Genomic DNA, 2,611 nt, shown 5'->3' with positions numbered 1-2,611 from the left:
TAACCTCATTCTCTTTATTAAGTTAATATCCTCAAGTTCTTTCATCCAGCCTCGGATTGTTCTTTCTGACTTTCCGAAATACTCAGCTATTCTCTGATTAGAGTGCCAAACTTCACCTGTCATATTTTTAGAATAAATACCTAAATATATATATAATCTAAGAGCATTCCCACTGATTTTTTTTAACTTTTTATGTTCTAAAATGCCGTTAAAAATTATAAAAAAGCCATTATTTTCTAAACCATACTCTTTCCAGTTTTTATAATTATCTCTGTATAGCTGTGCTTTTTTTTTGTTAGAAAGGTTATTTATTTTATCCATTTTTACCACCTCATGGCAATTTTTTAGCCACATAACTAAACGCAAACAAATTATATATATTTATTATATATATAATAAATATATATAATTTGTTTGCGTAAGTGGCAAATTTTTGACCACATAATTAAACGAACTTTTTCATTTTGTCGTTTTTAAAAAAAGTGTTATATTGTATTTAGAAATTGATAACATTATTAACACAGTAGTAATTGCTACTAGGCTTCCTGGGCATTAGGTCGGGGTGTGGCGTTAACGCAAAAGCCTATAGAATTACTACTTTTATTTTTGTTAATCAATAAGTTTTTTCATATTCAAATACGTGAACCAAATCTTCAATATGACCAAAGTTATTATTTTTATCATCGTTATTTAATTTTCTTCGGTAAGATCCTACACACACATCTGCAATCTGTAACTCTTTTACTTCATTCGATTTTCCTGAGCTTATTTCTACCAGATTAGGATGGGAGTTTGCTAAATCCCTAATACCTTTTTTAAAAGCTTTATCTTCAAAATCATCGTATACTATACAAATTTCTTCGTCTTTAAATTTTTCACTACTCAAAAAATTCCCTATCATTTCTAAATACAGTGCACTCTTTTTAGCCTGTTTTAAACTTTCATCAGGTCCTTTTGTATATTTCATATATAATATAATTACATCAATCCTAGGTACATCTATTATTTTCCCCTTCTTTTTTACCTTTTTAGTTGAAAGACTACTAAACATACGCTTTTTTACATAATCTAAATTATTTCTGTATATGTAATATTCTTTTATTTCGTTAAGAAGGGCATTATAATGTTTGGATAGGCTACACTTAGTTGGACAGAATTTTTAAGGTCAAGTAGACTACAGATAATACATTTGAGGAGAATCTACATGGCCAAAAGAGAACGCCGAACATTTACTGAAGATTTCAAGCAACAGATGGTGCAGCTATACCAAAATGGAAAACCAAGAAAAGAGATTATTCGTGAATATGACCTAACTCCTTCCTCTTTAGATAAGTGGGTGGGCCAGAGTCAAAGGTCAGGTTCTTTTAAGGAGAAAGATAATTTAACAGATGAACAAAAGGAATTGATAGAACTCCGAAAAAGAAATAAGCAACTAGAAATGGAAAATGACATTTTAAAGCAAGCCGCGCTGATACTAGGACGAAAGTAAATGTAATTAAGAATAACCAACACAAATACTCGATATCAGCAATGTGCAAAGTCCTACAAATCCCTAGAAGCGTCTATTATTATGAAGCAAAAGAAAGAAGAGCAGAGGATCCCGTTGTCTCTGATGTGGTCGAAATTTTTCACGCAAGCCGTCAAAATTATGGAACACGAAAAATCAAAGTTGAATTGAAAAAGCGTGGTCTTATCGTGTCTAGACGAAGAATTGGACGCATCATGCAGGAGCAGGGCCTTGTTTCTTCATATACAATCGCCCAATTTAAACCACATGCAAAATCGTGTAATGAATCAGAACAGAAGAATGAGCTGAATCGTGAGTTCGCCCAGGAACAAGAAATGACCGCAATCGTAAGCGATTTAACATACGTAAGAGTGAATCAAAAATGGAACTACGTATGTGTCTTTGTTGATCTCTTTAATCGAGAAATTGTGGGTTTTAGCACAGGACCAAACAAAGGTGCATTACTCGTTTATCGTGCATTAGCTTCTATCAAAGTCGATCTTAATAAGATACAGCTTTTTCATACGGATCGTGGAAATGAATTTAAAAATAAACTGATTGATGATGCTTTAAAGACATTTAATATCCAGCGATCCTTAAGTATGAAGGGCTGCCCATATGATAATGCAGTAGCCGAAGCGACTTTTAAAATTATCAAAACAGAGTTTGTGAAAGGAAGACATTTTAATAGTTTAGCAGAATTAACGAGGGAATTTCAGGACTATGTTCACTGGTTTAATAACATCCGAATTCATGGAACCCTTGGATATGCAAGCCCAATTGATTACAAGCATAGACACCTTAAGAAAATTGTCTAGTTTAGTGTTGACATACCAGTTTGATACAAATCTTACGCTTATAATTGAAATTTAAGATGAGCAAATCATTAAGGTTGGGTTTAGTGAACTATTAGGGAGATAGCTTAAATAACAATCTCTATACATGTTGATACCATAAAAGAAAGGTACATAAGTGCTAAAAATTAGGAGGAGAACTATGCATATAAAAACAAAAAAAACGCTAGCCATAGTTCTCAGTAGCCTGATTTTAGGTGGCTGTCAAATGAGTGACAAACAATCAAACGAAACAAAACCAGAAGAAAAG

Annotated in this window: 3 protein-coding genes; 1 reads left to right on the top strand and 2 read right to left on the bottom strand. The window is 32.5% G+C overall.

Annotated features, from left to right (window positions below):
• On the bottom strand, positions 1-321 hold a 321-nt coding region (locus PH235_RS14445; RefSeq protein ID WP_272162955.1), incomplete at its 3' end, for a helix-turn-helix domain-containing protein.
• A gap of 292 nt (positions 322-613) precedes the next feature.
• Complete coding sequence (locus PH235_RS14440) at positions 614-967, bottom strand: hypothetical protein (protein WP_272162954.1); 354 nt, start codon at positions 965-967, stop codon at positions 614-616.
• 237 nt (positions 968-1,204) lie between these two features.
• On the opposite strand from PH235_RS14440, the gene PH235_RS14435 reads away from it, so the two are divergent.
• A protein-coding gene (locus PH235_RS14435) for an IS3 family transposase (protein WP_139325296.1) occupies positions 1,205-2,325 on the top strand; the annotation gives its coding sequence in 2 pieces (ribosomal slippage) (positions 1,205-1,454 and positions 1,454-2,325; 1,122 coding nt in all).
• Positions 2,326-2,611: the final 286 nt, after the last annotated feature.

The organism is Trichococcus sp. K1Tr (assembly GCF_028309625.1).
Lineage (GTDB): Bacteria > Bacillota > Bacilli > Lactobacillales > Aerococcaceae > Trichococcus.
Note: the sequence above shows the minus strand (reverse complement) of the source record. Positions and strands in the feature narration are given on the sequence as shown.

What these genes read in the sequence shown, in the direction of transcription:
- PH235_RS14440 (WP_272162954.1), bottom strand. Translation starts at nt 967, where the DNA reads ATGAAATATACAAAAGGACCTGATGAAAGTTTAAAACAGGCTAAAAAG.